The following is a 16758-nucleotide window of genomic DNA, read 5'->3' as shown; positions in this document are numbered from 1 at the left end:
GAACGTACGCTCATTTCACAAACTTGTGAAGTTAAGGAAGTGCGTGAATTCGCGCTTAGAGTGGGGACATGACGACGACGCCCAAGGAAACGACCGGGGACGAGGCGGTCTCCCGCTTCGTCGAGCGCTTCGCCGCCGAGATGACCACCGCCGGCATGCAGCGCATGGCGAGCCGCGTCTTCGCCGCGCTCCTCGCCTCCGAGACGGCCTCCATGACCTCGGCCGAGCTCGCCGAGCAGCTGCGGATCAGCCCGGCCGCCGTCTCCGGCGCGATCCGCTACCTCTCCCAGGTCAGCATGGTCAGCCGCGAGCGCGACCCCGGCACCCGCCGCGAGCGGTACGTCCTCCACAACGAGCTCTGGTACGAGACCTTCACCCGCCGCGACCAGACCCTCACCCGGTGGGAGAAGGTCCTCGACGAGGGCGCCGCGACCCTCGGGACGGACAGCGCGGCGGGCCGCCGCATCGCGGAGACGGCCGAGTTCTTCGCCTTCCTGCACGGCGAGATGGCCGGGATCATGGACCGCTGGCGCGCCCACAAGGACGCGGCGGCGACCGGGGCTCAGGAGTCCTGAGTCCCCGCCCGGGTCTCCAGCGGCGGGGCGAGCTGCTCCAGGAGCGCGGTGAACTCCGGCCGCCCGTCGTCCTCCCAGTACAGTCCGGCCGGCCACAGGGGGCGCCCCCCGATCCAGGGCACGACGAACGCCTTGCGGCCGTCCGGGGTGAAGTCCGGCCAGTGCCAGCCGTGCAGGCGGATCGTGCCGACGGGCAGGGCCGGAAGCCCGCGACGCGGATCCTTCCGGGGGCCGGGCGGAATCAGCGGGATCACCCCGTCGGGCCGGGCGTGCAGGCCGCCGGCCGCCGGGAACGTCACCAGGACGGGCGCGCCGCCCTGGGGGTCGTACAGCAGGACGTACCGGCGGAGGCGGGGCGGGTAGGCGGTCGCGGCCCGGGCCATCGTCCGTACGGTGGGGCGGCCGACGGTCAGCAGCTGGTGGCAGGAGTACACGAGGGCGCCCAGGGCCAGCACGCCCGCGACGCCCAGCTTCAGCAGGTCCTCCTTCGGCGGCCCGGTCAGCGCGGCCGCGCCCAGCGCCGCGCAGAACGCGAGCGAGACCAGGACCCGGGGCACCCCGGCGATCCGCCGCAGACTCCGCACCCGCCACCACGGCACCTCGCTCACGTCCGCCTCCGGGCGGAGCGCCTTGCCCTGGGGGCCGGCCTGCCGCCCGGCGTGCGCGGCGAGCACGGCGTAGGTCGGCACGGAGGCGGGGGGCGGCGAGTCGAGGGGCACGGGAGGGCGGTCCATGAGGACGCCGTCCACGATGACGGGAGGCCGGTCCATGGCGGCGTAGGGGGTGTCGTCGGGGGCGGCGTCGGGGTTGTCGTGGTCGGGGAGGTCGTAGGGGGCGGCGTAGATGCGGTCGTAGGGGTCGTGGAGGTCGGGGATGTCAGGGATGCCGTAGGGGGTGTCCACCGTGACGGGCGCGGACAGCGGCCCCTGCGGCTGCCGGGGCGCCGCCCGGCGCATCAGCCCCTCGGCCTCCGCGCGCGCGACGATCCGGCGTCGCACGCGCCCGCCGCGCATCGGCTTCGCCCGGACCAGGGCTCCGCCGCCGCCGGGCGGCGCGAGGACTCCGCCCACGCGCGGGTCGCCGCACCACCACAGCGTGCCGTCCGGGCCCGGCCGCAGCAGTTCGTACCGCTGCCGGGTCGCGATCACGGTCAGCGGCCAGGCCTCGGCGCCGTCGGGGGAGCGCAGGACGACGCTCGTCGCGTACGGGCTGCTGCCGATCGCCACGGCGGGGTGCGCCGACCACGTGCCCGCGCCGAGGGTCCGCCGCATCCGCCGCGCGTTGCCCCGTGAGCCGATCCCGAAGCACAGCGCCAGGAACCCGGGCGCGAAGAACCAGTAGGTCGCGTCGGAGGCCCACGTGTCCGCGACCAGCAGCTCGACGACGACGGCCAGTACGAGGGCCACGGCTCCCGCGACGACCAGCAGGGCGCCTCTCCGCCGGTACCGCTCCAGCGTCCACGCCGTCTGCTCGACGTCCAGCGCGGACGTCACCGCACGCGTCATCGCACGTTCCCCCACCCCTGAGCGATCATCCCCGCCCGTGACGTTATGCGACCTCCACGGGAAGTGTCAGCCCCCAGGCCCCCGCCCGCACCGTCCACGTCCGCCGCCGCACCGGCCCCGTCAGCCGCCCGTCCGCGCGGTAGCGGAAGTCGGGGCCCGAGACCGTCACCGTGCGGGCGGTGGCGTGCCGGGCGGGGGAGGCGAGCGGGTGGACGGTGATCTCGGCGGCGCCGCCGGCGGGCCGGACCGTGAGGCCCTCCACCGGGGCGTCGACGTCGGCGAGCAGCACCCCGTCCGCCTCCACCCGCAGCCGGGCCGTGGCCGTGGCCACGGGGGTCGGGCGGACCAGCGTGCGGACGAGGGAGCGGCAGGTGCCCCAGACGGAGGGCGCGGCGGGGACGGCCAGGGGCGCGCCCGGGACCAGGAGGTCGCCGAGGACGACGCCGTCGCTGTCGTCGACGAGCAGGTCCAGGCGGCGTACGGTCCCGTGCAGGACGGCCCGGGCCGCCGCCGGCGTGGAGCGGGGCACGCCGAGCGCGCGGGCCACTTCCAGGGCGTCCGGCGCGCCGATGGGGACGAGCGAGAGGGCCCCGCCGGCGAGCTCCCGCTCGCGGTGCAGCAGGGCCACCGCGCGCAGCAGCGCGCGGTCGTCGCCGAGCACGACGGGACGCCGGGAGCCGCGCCGGGCCAGGGCCCGGGAGAATTCCTCGGGGCCGTCCGGCAGGCAGATCTTCGCCTCCGCGCCGGCGGACAGCACATCCTTCGCGATCCGTACGGACTCGCCGTCCATTCGGCGGGCGACCGGGTCGACGATGACCAGCAGCTGGTCGTGATCCGACACCTCGGTCCTTCCTCGGGTAGCATCTTTGTGCAAGAGCCCCTTGCGCTATTGCGCCAGGGGCTTCGTCTATTCCGGGGCACACCGGTGAGGCGGCGTACGCCCCCTGACCTTGGACATGCCCCACCCGGAAGGGGTGTACGCCTGTGCCCGCACTTGTGCTGCTCGGTGCTCAGTGGGGTGACGAGGGCAAGGGAAAGGCCACCGACCTGCTCGGTGGATCCGTGGACTACGTGGTGCGTTACCAGGGCGGCAACAACGCCGGCCACACGGTCGTCGTAGGCGACCAGAAGTACGCGCTGCACCTCCTCCCTTCCGGAATCCTCTCCCCGGGGTGCACCCCGGTGATCGGAAACGGTGTCGTCGTCGACCCGGCGGTCCTGCTCTCCGAGCTGAGCGGACTGAACGAGCGCGGCGTCGACACGTCGAAGCTCCTGATCAGCGGTAACGCCCACCTGATCACCCCGTACAACGTCACCCTCGACAAGGTGACGGAACGGTTCCTCGGCAAGCGCAAGATCGGCACCACGGGCCGCGGCATCGGCCCGACCTATGCCGACAAGATCAACCGCGTCGGCATCCGGGTCCAGGACCTGTACGACGAGTCGATCCTCACCCAGAAGGTCGAGGCGGCGCTGGAGGGCAAGAACCAGCTGCTCGCCAAGCTGTACAACCGCCGCGCCATCGACGCCGCGCAGATCGTCGAGGAGATGCTCCAGTACGCGGAGCAGATCAAGCCGTACGTCGCGGACACCACCCTGATCCTCAACAACGCGCTCGACGAGGACAAGGTCGTGCTCTTCGAGGGCGGCCAGGGCACCCTGCTCGACGTCGACCACGGCACGTACCCCTTCGTCACCTCCTCGAACCCGACCGCCGGCGGTGCCTGCACGGGTGCGGGCGTCGGCCCGACGAAGATCTCCCGCGTCATCGGCATCCTCAAGGCGTACACGACCCGCGTCGGCGCCGGCCCGTTCCCGACGGAGCTCTTCGACGCGGACGGCGAGGCCCTGCGCCGCATCGGCGGCGAGCGCGGCGTCACCACCGGCCGTGACCGCCGCTGCGGCTGGTTCGACGCGGTCATCGCCCGCTACGCGACCCGCGTCAACGGCCTGACGGACTTCTTCCTCACCAAGCTCGACGTGCTGACGGGCTGGGAGCAGATCCCGGTCTGCGTCGCGTACGAGATCGACGGCAAGCGCGTCGAGGAGCTGCCCTACTCGCAGACCGACTTCCACCACGCGAAGCCGATCTACGAGATGCTCCCGGGCTGGTCCGAGGACATCACCAAGGCCAAGACCTTCTCCGACCTGCCGAAGAACGCGCAGGCGTATGTGAAGGCCCTGGAGGAGATGTCGGGCGCCCCGATCTCCGCGATCGGCGTCGGCCCCGGCCGCACCGAGACGATCGAGATCAACTCCTTCCTGTAGGGGCGTGCAGAAGGGCCCGCACCCCGGTTCGCCGGGGTGCGGGCCCTTCGCCGTGCCCGGTTACGCGTCGAACTTCGTGTCCCGCCCGACCTTGTCCCACGCGTTCAGGTCCGCCCGGACCTGGTCGAGGTGGGCGTGGATCGTGTCGATGGAGTCGTCGCCGAGGGCCAGCCGCAGCGGCGTCTCGTCGGCGTTCAGGGCGGCGAGGACGGCCGCCGCGGCCTTGGCGGGGTCGCCGGCTTGGCCGCCGTCGCCGCCCTCGACGAAGGCGCGGGTGGCGCCGACCGTGTCGGCGTAGTCGGCGATGGTGTCGCCGCTGAGGCTGCCGTTGCCGAAGAGGCTGGTGCGGAAGGCGCCGGGTTCGACGACGAGGACCTTGATGCCGAGGGGGCCGACCTCGGCGGCGAGGGCCTCGGACATGCCCTCCAGGGCGAACTTCGTCGCGCTGTACGCGCCGAAGCCGGCCATCGACATCTGCCCGCCGACGCTGCTGAGCTGCACGATCGCGCCGGAGCGGCGGGCCCGCATGTGCGGCAGGACGGCGCGGGTGAGGGCGGCGGGTCCGAAGACGTGGACGTCGAAGAGGGAGCGCAGCTCGGCGTCGGAGGTCTCCTCGACCGAACCGACGTGGGTGCGGCCCGCGTTGTTGACGAGGACGTCGATGCGGCCGTGCCGCTCGGCGACCTCGGCCACCACGCGGTCGACGGCGGCCGGGTCGGTGACGTCCAGGGTGACGGCGTGGACCTGGTCGGGGTGGGCGGCGACCAGGTCGTCCAGGGTGCCCGCGCGGCGCGCGGCGGCGACCACGACGTCCCCGGCGGCGACCGCCGCCTCGGTGAAGGCGCGCCCGAAGCCGCTGTTGGCGCCGGTGATCAGCCAGACCTTGCTCATGTTCCTGATTCCCCTCGTTCGTTGTGCAACCAGCCTGCACCCGAAGGGAGTTGTCCGTCCAAGATCCGCCGTGATAGCCAGAAGGCATGGATGTGCACGGGCGGGAACTGCGGTACTTCCTCGCGGTCGCCGAGGAGCTCCACTTCACGCGGGCCGCCGAGCGGCTGTACGTCTCGCAGCCCGCGCTCAGCAAGCAGATCCGGTCCCTGGAGCGGCAGCTCGGCGCCCCGCTCTTCGACCGCGACCGGCAGGGCGTCCGCCTCACCGAGGTCGGTACGGCGCTGCTGCCGCACGCGCGCGCGGTGCTGGCCGCGTGGGCGGAGGGGGAGGACGCGGTGCGCGCCGCGCGGGCCGCGCGGGAGTCCACCCTCGTCATCGGCATGTCGACCAGCCCCGGCCGGAGCGGCCTGCTGCCCGCGATCCGCTCCCGCTTCACCGGGAAGCACCCGGCGGCCCGGCTCCGGCTGCGCCAGATCGGCTGGGACGACCCGACCGCCGGGCTCGCCGACCGCACCAGCGACCTTGCGTTCGTCTGGCTCCCGCTGGTCGGCGCCGAGCGCTACCGCTGGATCGTCGCCGCCACCGAACCCCGCCTGATCGCCCTGTCCGAGCGGCACCCGCTGGCCGGCCGCGAGCGGATCGACTTCGCCGAGCTCCTCGACGAGCCCTTCCTCGCCCTGCCCGGCGACGTCGCCCCCGGACTCCGCGACCACTGGCTGGCCCTGGACGCGCGGGACGGCCGCCCGGCCCGGATCGGCGCCGAGATCGGCTCCACCGACGAGACGTACGAGGCCCTCGTCGACGGCCTCGGCATCTGCCTGGTCGCCGAGGGCAACGCCCCGCTGCTCACCCGCGGCGGCGTCGTCGTCCGCCCCGTCGACGGCGTCTCCCCGACCCGCTTCGCCCTCGCCTGGCGCGCCGACGACACCCGCCCCCTGGTCCACGACTACGCGCGCGCGGCGGCCGAAGTCGTACAGCGGGCCCCGGACAGCTAGTCCCGGACAGCTAGTCCCGGACGGCTAGTCCCGGACAGCTAGTCCCGGACGAACTCGGCCGGTTCCCCGTCCGCGCTCATCCCGTAGACCTGGAGCCGTTCCTGGCCCTTGTACCGGACGATGCGGAGGTTGCCGGAGCCGTTCTCGGCGCAGTCCGGGTCCCAGGTGTCCGGGTCGCGGGTCTCCGGGCCGATGACGAGGAGGGTGCCCGCGCCGCCGACGACGGCGGTGGAGGCACAGTCGACGTCGTCGGAGAGGTAGTTGCCCTCGGCGTCCGCGCGCGGGTACGACTGCTCGTAGCGGACGAGCGGGGCGCCGACCGGGCCCTGGGTGATGGTGACCCGGTAGGACCAGCGGTCGGGTTCGGGCTGGGTGATCGTGTCCGGCGCCTGCTTCCAGGTGCCGACGTACGCGGCGGGGACGACGTTCGCCCCCGCCTTGACCCGCTGGAAGGTGGCCCTGGCGACGCCGGAGCCCCATTCGACGACGTCGGTCGAGCGCAGCGTGAGCGTCTGCCGGGCGGCCGGGGTGCAGCGCCGGGCGGGGACGCTCGCGGTGATCTCGGCCTCGCCGAGGACGAGTTCGCCGTCGGTGGCGGAGATCAGCGAGGCCCGGCCGATGCAGAGCTCTTCCCCGGTGACGTGGGTGTAGACGGCGGCCTTGGCGCCTGCCGGGCCCTGGGTGATCTCGATCCGGCTGGTCTCGTACGGGGCGTTCGCCGAGCCCTTGAGGACGCCTTCCCAGGCCCCGAGGAAGGCGGCCGGCACGATCCCGGCGGTGCGGGCGCCCCCGCCCTTGCCACCGCCCGCGGTGTCGCCGCCCCGGGGCCAGTACGTGTACGCGACGCCGGCCGCCGCCGCGACGACGAGGGCCGTGACGGCGGCGAGCAGCGCGGTACGGCCCCGGCGGCGGGGTGCGGGCGCGGCGGAAGCGGGAACCGTGCTCCCCGGCCCCGAGGGCGGCGGGGGCGTCTCGGACACCCTCGTGCCACTGCCGCTCCCACTCCCGCTGCCCTCCGCCTCCAGGAGCTGCGCCGCGTGCCGTCCGAGTCGCGCCAGGACGTCCGCCGGGAGCCAGGGGTCGGCCACCGGGAGGGTCTCGACGATCTCGGTGGCCGTGGGCCGGGCCGCCGGGTCCTTGGCGAGGCAGGCCCGGATGAGTCCGGAGAGCTCGGGCGGGAGGCCGGTCAGGTCGGGCTCGTCGTGGGCGATGCGGAACATCGTGGCGTGGACGCCGCTGTCCGCCGTGCCGAAGGGGGCGCGGCCGGTCGCCGCGTACGCGAGGACGGAGCCGAGGCAGAAGACGTCCGAGGCGGGCGAGACCTGGTCGCCGCGGACCTGCTCGGGCGACATGTAGCCGGGGGAGCCGACGACGGCTCCGGTGGTGGTCAGGTCGCCGCCGTCGGCGACGTGGTCGACGGCGCGGGCGATGCCGAAGTCGATGATCCGCGGCCCGTCGACGGTCAGCAGCACGTTCGACGGCTTGAGGTCGCGGTGGACGAGTCCGGCGGCGTGGATGTGGTCGAGGGCGCGGGCGAGACCGGAGGCCAGGGCCCGTACGGTCGCGGGCGGCAGCGGCCCGAACTCGTCGCCGACGACGGTCCGCAGCGAGGGGCCCGGTACGTATCCGATGGCGACCCACGGGGAGTCGGCGGTGGTGTCCGAGCCGAGGACGGGCGCGGTGCCGGCGCCGCCGACCCGCTCCAGGGCGGCGACCTCGCGGGCGAACCGGCGCCGGAACTCCTCCTGGGCGGCCAGCTCCGCGTGCACGACCTTGACCGCGACGGTCCGGCCGCCGGCCGAACGCGCCAGGAAGACCCGGCCCATCCCGCCGACTCCGAGCCGCCCGATCAGGCGGAACGGGCCGACGCTGACCGGATCTTCCGCGTTCAATGACTCCACGTCGCCAGAGCATGCCAGACCCGCGATTCCCCCCGTCAGCCCTCCCCGCAGGCCTTCAGCCCCTTCGGGGTGGCGCAGGGCAGGTGGCCGTGGGCGCTGATGACGTCCTGGCCGCGCCCCGACCGGAGGTAGGTGAGGAAGCTGGAGGTCAGGGAGTCGGTCCGGGGCAGGCCCCGGGTGTAGGCGTACTCGATCTCCCGGTACGGATAGCCGGACTCGCCCAGTTCCTCCACGACGGGCCGCCGCCCGTCCACGGCCACCCGGTGCAGCCCCTTCCGCCTGTCGGTGGCGCGGAGTTCGGAGTAGCCGACGGCGCCGGGGAGTTTGGCGACGGTGTCCAGGACCTGGTCGGTGGAGTCGAGTTCGCAGCGGATCACCCTGGAGGCGGGGTCGTCGAGCGTCAGGCAGTCCTGGGAGGAGTTGGCGGGCTCGTTGAAGTCGAGGACCCGGCGCTGGAAGACCTGCCGGGTGCCGGAGTTGGCGTCCCGGCTGACCAGGAGCACCGGCCGGTCGAGGCTCGGGACGATCTGCTTCCAGTCGGTGATCTCGCCCCGGTAGATCCGGCGGACCTGGTCCAGGGTGAGGTCGTCGACGGGGACGCCGTCGTTGAGGACGAGGGTGAAGAGGGAGACGGCGACCCTGTTCTCCCGCAGCTCGGGGAAGCCGTTCGGCTTGCGCCCGTCGGAGAAGGCGATGATCGAGCCCCTCTCCTTCCCGGCCTGGGCCAGCTCCCGGATCCCGGCGGTCGAGCCGTGCACGTCGACGGTCACGGTGGAGCCCTCGCAGTCCTCCTCGTACTGCTTCGCGACCTCCCGCAGCGCGGGCGCGAAGGCCGTGGAGCCGGTGAGGGTCAGGGCGCCCCGGGCGCAGCCGATGGGCGGCGGGGTCTGCTCGCGGACGATGATCGCGGCGAGGGTCATGACGCAGACGGTGAGGATGATGACGACGTTCCGGGCGGTCGGGCTGAACCTGGCCGGCTTCTCGTCGGGGGTGGTGCTCCTGTTGCGCCGGATGGAGCCGCCCTGGAGGCTTCCGGCGATCTTGACGTCGCGGTCGGCGACGCCGCCGGAGAGCTGGACGAGCAGTTTGAAGTACTGGCCGCGCTCCAGGGCCACCTTGGGGACGAGGACCGCGTTGCCGTCGCGGCCGAGGGCGGGGGCGCGCTCCAGGTCGTCCCGGACCGAGACCCAGCCGGCGGGGACGGTGGCGACGACGCCCTGGACGGTCCGCTCGCCGAAGGTGATCCTCAGCCCGTGGGGCTCGGCGGAGGCGCCGTAGTCCTCGGAGCCGATGTCGAGCTCGCGGTCGTTCTCGATGCGGAGGAGGACGAGCGTGGAGCCGTCGGCGGGCGCGGCCATCCCCACGACCTGGCCCTCCCGCACGGTCATGACCTCGCTGTCCTGGTTGTCCTCGCGGTGGAGCGGGGTGTTGAGCTGCACGCGGTAGCCGAGCCGCTTGCGCTGCGGCGAGAACCGGTCGATCCAGACGACGGCGAACGTGACCAGGACACCGATGAGGGCCGTCCCCACGGCGATGAGGTTCTCCGGTGTTATCCACTCCATGGCCGGGACGGTACGGACGTCTGTACGAGGCCGGGAGGGGTGTAGCGGGCGGCCACCTGGACTTCGCCGTTCGTTCAGGGACGACGTTCGGAGACGGCGCTCGGGGACGGCCACTCGGGTGGGTGGGCAGAGGTTGCTGGCGGCTCCGGAGCGTGGGTGTAATGGCCACGAGGGGGCCTTCCGTGTGAGGAGTACCCCATGCGCTCCATGCGTGTCGTCGAAGTGACCGCCTACGGAGGACCCGAGGTCCTCAGGATGGCCCGCCGGCCCGAGCCGGAGGCCGGGGCCGTGCCGGGCAAGGTCCGGGTGCGGCTGAAGGCGGCAGGCGTGAACCAGGCGGACCTGCGGATCCGCGCGGGCCGGTACGCCGACGCGGTCGGCGACCTCAGGCCCCCGTTCGTCCTGGGGACGGACTTCGCGGGCAAGCTGCTCGATCCCGTGCCCGGGGACCCGGTGCTGACGACCGGCGCCCGTGTGGCCGGTTTCGTGCCCTGGTTCGAGATGCTGACGGGCGACGGCACGTACGCCGAGATCATCTGGGCCGACCCCGCGTGGCTGGCCCCGATCCCGGACGACGTCGACTTCACGGTGGCCGCCTCCCTGCCGCTGGCCTCGGCCACCGCCCAGCAGGGCCTGGAACGGCTCGACCTCCCGGCGGGATCGGCACTCCTCGTGACCGGCGCGAGCGCCGTGGTGGGCCGCCTGGCGGTCCAGTACGCCCATGCCGCCGGGCTGCGCGTGGTGGCCGTCGCCCACGAGGGCGACGAACCCGAACTGCGCGTCCTCGGCGCGGACCACGTCGTCACGCGCGGCCTCCCGGAGGACGTCGTCGCGAAGGTCCTCGCGGGCGACCCGGACGGGGTCGACGCGGTCTTCGACGGGGCGCTCGTCGGCCAGGCGCTCCTCCCGGTCGTCAAGGCCGGCGGCGCGTTCGCCGCGCTGGCCCCCGACCGGGTCCCGGTCGCCGAGCGGGACATCCGCGTCGAGACCGTACGGGCCGTGCCGGACGCCCCCCGGCTCGCGGAGAGCCTGCGGAAGGTGGCGGACCGGCAGCTCATCACCCGGGTGGCGGACGTGATGCCCCTGGAGGAGGTCGCGGAGGCGCACCGCAGGGCGGAGGCGGGGCACCGGCCGGGCCGCATGATCCTGATGATCTGAACGACCCTGGGGTGATCCGGGTCACAGGGGCTGGACCTCAAGTTTGGTTGAGGAAGAAAGATCCTTCTCACCAGCCCCTGTGAGACCCAGGAGACGATCCCCATGGCCACGCTGCTCCACATCGACACGTCCTTCGCCGGCGAGAACTCCCACTCCCGCGCCGTCACCGCCGCCTTCCGCGCGTCCTGGGAGGCGGAGAACCCCGGAGGGAGGGTGATCTACCGGGACCTCGCGACGGACCCGGTCCCCCACCTGGAGGCCGCCGCCTACTACGCGGGCAACACCGACCCCGCCGACCACTCCCCGGAGCAGCGGGCCGCGTTCGCCCTCCGGGGGAGGCTGATCGAGGAGGCCGAGCGGGCGGACGTGATCCTCCTCGGCGCCCCGATGTACAACTACGCGATCCCCTCCACCCTGAAGGCCTGGATCGACCACGTCATCGCCGGCGGCCGCACGTCGAGGACCGCGCACCGCTCCCTCGCGGGCAAGCGCACCGTCGTCGTGACCAGCCGGGGCGGCTCCTACCGCGAGGGCACCCCGATGCACGGCCACGACTACGTGGAGGGCTACCTGCGGTACGTCCTCGGCAGCGACCTCGGCCTGGACGTCACCTTCATCACCCCCGAGCTGACCCTCGCCCCGGTCGTCCCCGCGATGGCCGACCTCGTCCCGCTCTTCGAGGCCTCCCGCGCGGAGTCCCTCGCGACGGCCGAGTCCCTGGCGAAGGAACTGACGGTGCAACTGGCCGCGTAAGACCGTAGGACCCGTAGGACCCGTAGGACCCGTAGGACCCGTAGGACCGGAGAGCGACCCCACCGACCCCACGACGCGTGGGGTCGTTTTCTGGTCTAGACCTTGACGGGTACAGACCAATCGCGCTTCGCTGTGGCTTCCCACCCGGACCCCACCCGGAAGGAAGTACGCACCATGCTGCGTAAGTTGGTCACCCTGCTGGCCGCGCTCTGTACGGCCCTCGGCCTCGCCGTCCTCCTCCCCACAGCCCCGGCGGGCGCCGCCCCCGCCTGCGTCGCCGCCTGGAACTCGGGCAGCGTCTACACAGGCGGCATGACCGCCTCGTACAACGGCCACAACTGGTACGCCAAGTGGTGGACCCAGAACGAGCGCCCCGGCTCCTCCGACGTCTGGCGCGACGAGGGCGTCTGCGGCACCAGCGGGGGCGGCACGGACCCGAACCCCTCCGGATTCGTCGTCTCCGAGGCCCAGTTCAACCAGATGTTCCCGAACAGGAACCCCTTCTACACGTACGCGGGCCTCGTGGCCGCCCTGAAGGCCTACCCCGGCTTCGCCACCACCGGCACCGACACCGTGAAGAAGCAGGAGGCCGCCGCCTTCCTCGCCAACGTCTCCCACGAGACCGGCGGGCTCTACTACATCGTCGAGCAGAACACCGCCAACTACCCCCACTACTGCGACACGACCCAGCCCTACGGCTGCCCCGCCGGCCAGTCCGCGTACTACGGCCGCGGCCCCATCCAGCTCTCCTGGAACTTCAACTACAAGGCCGCCGGTGACGCCCTCGGCATCGACCTCCTGAACAACCCCTGGCGCGTCGAGCAGGACCCGTCCGTCGCCATGCAGACCGGCCTCTGGTACTGGAACACCCAGAAGGGCCCCGGCACCATGACCGCCCACAACGCCATGGTCAACGGCGCCGGCTTCGGCCAGACCATCTGGGCCATCAACGGCAGCCTGGAGTGCAACGGCGGCAACCCGGCCCAGGTCCAGAGCCGGGTCACCAAGTACCAGCAGTTCACCCAGATCCTGGGCGTCCCCGCAGGGGCGAACCTGTACTGCTAGCGGTCAGCCCATCCCAGGAACGCGGTCCACGCGGCGGGCTCCACGGCGAACGTGGGCCCGTCGTTGACCTTGGAGTCACGGAGATGGACGGCATGGGGGCAGGTGGCGACTTCTACGCAGTTGCCACCGCTGTCGCTGCTGTACGAGGACTTGCGCCACGCGAAGGCGACCTCGACGCAGTCCCCGCCACCGCTGTCGCTGTAGCTGGACTTGAACCAGTGCAGGGTGTCGTTCATCTCCGTGCTCCCGCCAACTCCTCGATGAGGCCCAGCGACCTGCGCGGATCCAGGGCCTGTGCCCGGATCTTCGCATACCGCTGCCGGTGGATACTGACCTTCGTCCGGTCGGTGATCAGCAGGCTCTCCCCCTGGATCTCCAGGAAGGTCACGTGGTCGTGCTCCGGGGTCTCGACGAGGTTCATCATGCCTCGGTCGCCCGCGTACTCCCCTCCCAGCCCCGCGTCCAGCGGGAGTACCTGAAGGTTCACGTTCTTCCTCCGGGCGCACTCGGCCAAGTACAGCAACTGCTCCCGCAGGACCTCCTCACCGCCGATCGGCCGCCGCAGCACGGACTCGTCGAGGATCAGCTCGATCTGGCACACCGGCTTCCGGTCGAACAGCTTCTTCCGGTCCATGCGGGCGACGACCAGCTCATCGGTCCGCTCCGGCGTCGGCTCCGGATGCCCGCCCGCGATCAACGCGTGCGCGTACCCCTCCGTCTGGAACAGCCCATGCACGACGTGATTGGCGTACAGCCACAACGCCACCGCCTTCTGCTCGATCGACGCGTACTCCCGGAACTGCTCCGGCAGCTTCTCCAGTCGTACGAGCTCCCGCATCTCGTCGAAGATGCCCGTGCCGCCGCCGAGGACGCGTTCGAGCTGGACGAGCATGTCGTCGCTCACCGGGTGGATGAGGCGCTCCATGGCGCTGATGGCCGCGCCGGTGAAGCCCATTTGCGCTCCCAGATACTCCTGGGTCCACCCCCTCTTAAGGCGCAATCGCTTGGCCACGGAGGCCGCCATACGGGCCGCAGGGCCGACCGTTTCCTTGTTTTCGGCTCGTGCCATTCATGCTCCCCATTCGAACTCAACCGGTCTCAACCGGTCTCAACTGCTCCCCGCCGAATTCGACTGCACAGGTGGCGTGTTGACGCAGGTCAAGGGGGTGTCGACGCGCCCGCCGCAGTCGTGGAAAACGCTAGCGCCGACGCGGGAACATAGTGTCGTGATTGAAGAGAATCGGGAAGTGAAGGTGGATTGGATTCCAGTTTCCGGATTCCAACTCCGTAAGGCGGGCGTACAATTCGACGCCGTTCGCGTGGACGGTGACGAAGGGCGTCGGCTGGCCGACTGGATGGAGGCGCTGACGGGGGGAGACCCGGGGCCCGTCGTCATGGAGGCGAACGGTCGGCGCGGGGTGTATTTCCTCGTGCCGCCGGGTTCGACGGCGCGCCGGGCGTGGCCGCGCGGGGTGACGCGCTTCAACGCGGGACCGGCGCACGTGAGCTACGTACCGGTGCCGGCGCTCACCGGGAGGACCTGGCCGCTGTCGTGGCGCTTCCCGCCGACGTGCGCGGACCGGTTCGTGCACCCGCTGCTGCTGCGGAGCGTCATGTCGGAGCTCCTGGCCGGGGCGTGTCGGGCGGACGCCGTGAGCGCGGATTCCGGCCGGTTCAGCCCCGCTTGACCAGCCACGTGAAGGCCAGGGCCGGGGTCGGGACGGCGAGGAGGGCGGGGAGGTGGGCGTGGCCCGCCGCCTCGAACTCCAGGGCCACCGGCAGCAGCAGAGCCAGGCCGGTGAGGAGGATGCCGAGGGCGGGGAGGTGGACTGCCGGTTCGAAGCGGCGCAGCCCGTGCACCTCGTCGTCGTCCATGCAGCCGGAGAGGATCCCGCCCGCGACCAGGGTCCAGGGGGCGCCCCAGAAGGCGAACACGAGGAGGTGGGTCCAGGTCGTCTCGCGTCGGCCGTCCTCGACGACGGGCCCCTCGGGGTCGCGGGGCGCGAAGTACACGTCCACCTTCGTGCGGCCGGCCACGGGCGGCTCGAAGCGGGTGTACATGCCGGGGACGGTGACCTCGCGCGGACCCGACTCGTACGGGATCCGCAGGACGAGGTCGGTGGTGTAGTACGGGTCCTGGTCCTGGTCGCCCTCGTGGAAGACGGGATCGCCCGCGAGCCGGACCACGGGGACCCGGTACTCGTCGTACCCGGCGGCCTCCAGGCGCTCGGTCTCGCGGCCGTAGGCGCTGTCGATGGTGAAGACCGTCATGAGCGCGGCGGCGGTGGCGAGGGCGACGCCGAAGCCGAACACGTACCGCAGGGCGGGGTTCGGCCGGCGGGTCTCCCGGTACGGCTTGGACAGCGGGTCCCGGGTGCGGGTGGAGGACCGGTACGAGGCGACCACCCAGGCGGTGGCGAAGAGGGCCGAGAGGCCGGCGAGGGCCGGCGCGGGTATGAGCGGCGCGTGCGGGGAGACCCCCGCGAGGGAGACGAGCACGGCCGCCCCGGCGCTGAGGACCATGCCCCAGCCGGTGAGCGTCGTGGCGGCACTCCTGCCGGGCGTGTACATGCCGTGCAGCATAGGTAAGCCGGAGGCGTACGGGACGGCCCAGCAAGGTGTCGGGTCCGCCCCGGTCTCGATGGACAAGATGGTCATGGCCCGTCCCACCTGCGGTTCCTTACCCTCGGACCCATGACCCCTCATGTCGAACCCGATCCTCAGGCGGGCGCGGCCGTCAAGGCCGCCGACCGCGCGCACGTCTTCCACTCCTGGTCCGCACAGGGACTGATCGACCCGCTCGCCGTCGCCGGCGCGGAGGGTTCGTACTTCTGGGACTACGACGGCAACCGCTACCTGGACTTCACCAGCGGTCTCGTCTACACGAACATCGGCTACCAGCACCCCAAGGTCGTCGCCGCGATCCAGGAACAGGCCGGGAAGCTCGCGACCTTCGCGCCCGCCTTCGCCGTGGACGTCCGCTCCGAGGCCGCACGCCTCATCGCCGAGCGGACCCCGGGCGACCTGGACAAGATCTTCTTCACCAACGGCGGCGCCGAGGCCGTCGAGAACGCCGTCCGCATGGCCCGCCTGCACACGGGCCGCCACAAGGTGCTCTCCGCCTTCCGCTCGTACCACGGCGCCACCTCCACCGCGATCAACCTGACCGGTGACCCGCGCCGCTGGGCCTCCGACACGGGCTCCGCGGGCGTCGTGCGCTTCTGGGCGCCGTTCCTGTACCGCTCGCCCTTCTACGCCACCACCGAGGCGGAGGAGAGCGCGCGGGCCCTCCAGCACCTGGAGGACACGATCGCCTTCGAGGGTCCGGCGACGATCGCCGCGATCATCCTGGAGACCGTGCCCGGCACCGCCGGCATCATGACCCCGCCGCCCGGCTACCTCGCCGGCGTCCGCGAGATCTGCGACAAGTACGGCATCGTCTTCATCCTCGACGAGGTCATGGCGGGCTTCGGCCGTACGGGCAAGTGGTTCGCCTCGGAGCACTTCGACGTCGTGCCCGACCTGATGACCTTCGCCAAGGGCGTGAACTCCGGCTACGTGCCGCTCGGCGGCGTCGCCATCAACGCCGAGATCGCCGCCACCTTCGACAAGCGGCCCTACCCCGGCGGCCTGACCTACTCCGGTCACCCGCTGGCCTGCGCCGCCGCCGTCGCCACCATCAACGTGATGGCCGACGAGAAGGTCGTCGAGCACGCCGCCCACCTCGGCGAGAACGTCCTCGGCCCCGGCCTGCGCGAGCTCGCCGAGCGCCACCCGTCCGTCGGCGAGGTCCGCGGCATGGGCGTCTTCTGGGCCCTCGACCTGGTCAAGAACAGGGAGACGCGCGAGCCGCTCGTCCCGTACAACGCGGCCGGCGAGGCCAACGCGCCGATGGCCGCCTTCGGCGCCGCGGCGAAGAAGAACGGCCTGTGGCCCTTCATCAACATGAACCGCACCCACGCGGTTCCCGCCTGCAACGCCTCCGAGGCGGAGGTCAAGGAGGGTCTCGCGGCCCTCGACGCGGCCCTCTCGGTGGCCGACGAGCACACCGTCTGACCGCGAAACGAGGAGGTCCCCTCCGCCTG

General features: G+C 72.3%; 16 protein-coding genes. 8 read left to right on the top strand and 8 right to left on the bottom strand.

What is annotated here, in order from left to right; all coding sequences use genetic code 11:
- Positions 1-68: 68 nt before the first annotated feature.
- Complete coding sequence (locus ACH4TP_RS17910) at positions 69-575, top strand: GbsR/MarR family transcriptional regulator (RefSeq protein ID WP_389222958.1); 507 nt, start codon at positions 69-71, stop codon at positions 573-575.
- On the opposite strand, the gene ACH4TP_RS17905 is transcribed toward ACH4TP_RS17910, so the two are convergent.
- A complete protein-coding gene (locus ACH4TP_RS17905; protein ID WP_398438490.1) occupies positions 563-2080 on the bottom strand; it encodes a hypothetical protein in 1518 nt (505 codons plus the stop codon). The genes ACH4TP_RS17910 and ACH4TP_RS17905 overlap by 13 nt on opposite strands.
- Before the next feature lie 43 nt (positions 2081-2123).
- Complete coding sequence (locus ACH4TP_RS17900) at positions 2124-2870, bottom strand: diacylglycerol kinase (protein ID WP_398438716.1); 747 nt, start codon at positions 2868-2870, stop codon at positions 2124-2126.
- Positions 2871-3064: 194 nt separating this feature from the next.
- Between ACH4TP_RS17900 and ACH4TP_RS17895 the strand changes: the two genes are divergently transcribed.
- Entirely contained in the window at positions 3065-4348 is a 1284-nt protein-coding gene (locus ACH4TP_RS17895) for an adenylosuccinate synthase (protein ID WP_389222964.1), read from the top strand.
- 60 nt (positions 4349-4408) lie between these two features.
- Here the strand turns inward: ACH4TP_RS17895 and ACH4TP_RS17890 are convergent, their stop codons facing one another.
- Positions 4409-5239, bottom strand: coding sequence for an oxidoreductase (locus ACH4TP_RS17890; RefSeq protein WP_389222967.1), 831 nt, complete (start codon positions 5237-5239; stop codon positions 4409-4411).
- A gap of 86 nt (positions 5240-5325) precedes the next feature.
- Between ACH4TP_RS17890 and ACH4TP_RS17885 the strand changes: the two genes are divergently transcribed.
- The gene (locus tag ACH4TP_RS17885; RefSeq protein WP_389222970.1) at positions 5326-6234 is read left to right on the top strand and encodes a LysR family transcriptional regulator; all 909 of its coding nucleotides are present in this window, start codon (positions 5326-5328) and stop codon (positions 6232-6234) included.
- 38 nt (positions 6235-6272) lie between these two features.
- Here ACH4TP_RS17885 and ACH4TP_RS17880 read toward each other — a convergent pair whose 3' ends face one another.
- Together ACH4TP_RS17880 and ACH4TP_RS17875 are read right to left on the bottom strand one after the other, a co-directional pair.
- Entirely contained in the window at positions 6273-8135 is a 1863-nt protein-coding gene (locus ACH4TP_RS17880; protein ID WP_398438489.1) for a serine/threonine-protein kinase, read from the bottom strand.
- A gap of 35 nt (positions 8136-8170) precedes the next feature.
- Positions 8171-9697 carry a substrate-binding domain-containing protein gene (locus ACH4TP_RS17875; protein ID WP_398438488.1) on the bottom strand — a complete coding sequence of 509 codons (1527 nt, stop codon included), beginning with the start codon at positions 9695-9697 and terminating at the stop codon, positions 8171-8173.
- Positions 9698-9895: 198 nt separating this feature from the next.
- Here ACH4TP_RS17875 and ACH4TP_RS17870 point away from each other — a divergent pair, with 198 nt between their 5' ends.
- From ACH4TP_RS17870 to ACH4TP_RS17860, 3 genes are all read left to right on the top strand, one after another.
- A complete protein-coding gene (locus ACH4TP_RS17870; RefSeq protein ID WP_398438487.1) occupies positions 9896-10855 on the top strand; it encodes an NADP-dependent oxidoreductase in 960 nt (319 codons plus the stop codon).
- A 102-nt stretch (positions 10856-10957) separates the two neighbouring features.
- Positions 10958-11608, top strand: a complete 651-nt coding sequence (locus tag ACH4TP_RS17865; RefSeq protein WP_398438486.1) for an FMN-dependent NADH-azoreductase — start codon at positions 10958-10960, stop codon at positions 11606-11608.
- Positions 11609-11782: 174 nt separating this feature from the next.
- On the top strand, positions 11783-12673 hold the full coding sequence (locus ACH4TP_RS17860) for a glycoside hydrolase family 19 protein (protein WP_398438485.1): 891 nt from the start codon (positions 11783-11785) through the stop codon (positions 12671-12673).
- Here ACH4TP_RS17860 and ACH4TP_RS17855 read toward each other — a convergent pair.
- Both ACH4TP_RS17855 and ACH4TP_RS17850 read right to left on the bottom strand, forming a co-directional pair.
- Entirely contained in the window at positions 12670-12909 is a 240-nt protein-coding gene (locus tag ACH4TP_RS17855; RefSeq protein ID WP_398438484.1) for a DUF397 domain-containing protein, read from the bottom strand. The two genes, ACH4TP_RS17860 and ACH4TP_RS17855, sit on opposite strands and share 4 nt — an antisense overlap.
- Positions 12906-13742: a helix-turn-helix transcriptional regulator gene (locus ACH4TP_RS17850; RefSeq protein WP_398438483.1), complete on the bottom strand. Its 837-nt coding sequence runs from the start codon at positions 13740-13742 to the stop codon at positions 12906-12908. Before ACH4TP_RS17850 ends, ACH4TP_RS17855 begins: the two co-directional genes overlap by 4 nt.
- A 178-nt stretch (positions 13743-13920) precedes the next feature.
- On the opposite strand from ACH4TP_RS17850, the gene ACH4TP_RS17845 reads away from it, so the two are divergent.
- Positions 13921-14361: a hypothetical protein gene (locus tag ACH4TP_RS17845; protein WP_398181703.1), complete on the top strand. Its 441-nt coding sequence runs from the start codon at positions 13921-13923 to the stop codon at positions 14359-14361.
- Here ACH4TP_RS17845 and ACH4TP_RS17840 read toward each other — a convergent pair.
- The gene (locus tag ACH4TP_RS17840; RefSeq protein WP_398438482.1) at positions 14348-15244 is read right to left on the bottom strand and encodes a hypothetical protein; all 897 of its coding nucleotides are present in this window, start codon (positions 15242-15244) and stop codon (positions 14348-14350) included. The two genes, ACH4TP_RS17845 and ACH4TP_RS17840, sit on opposite strands and share 14 nt — an antisense overlap.
- 123 nt (positions 15245-15367) lie before the next feature.
- On the opposite strand from ACH4TP_RS17840, the gene ACH4TP_RS17835 reads away from it, so the two are divergent.
- Entirely contained in the window at positions 15368-16729 is a 1362-nt protein-coding gene (locus ACH4TP_RS17835) for an aspartate aminotransferase family protein (protein WP_389222999.1), read from the top strand.
- Positions 16730-16758 lie beyond the last annotated feature (29 nt).

The sequence above is a fragment of the Streptomyces sp. NPDC021012 genome (genome assembly GCF_044333355.1).
Taxonomy (GTDB): Bacteria; Actinomycetota; Actinomycetes; order Streptomycetales; family Streptomycetaceae; genus Streptomyces.
Note: the sequence above shows the minus strand (reverse complement) of the source record. Positions and strands in the feature narration are given on the sequence as shown.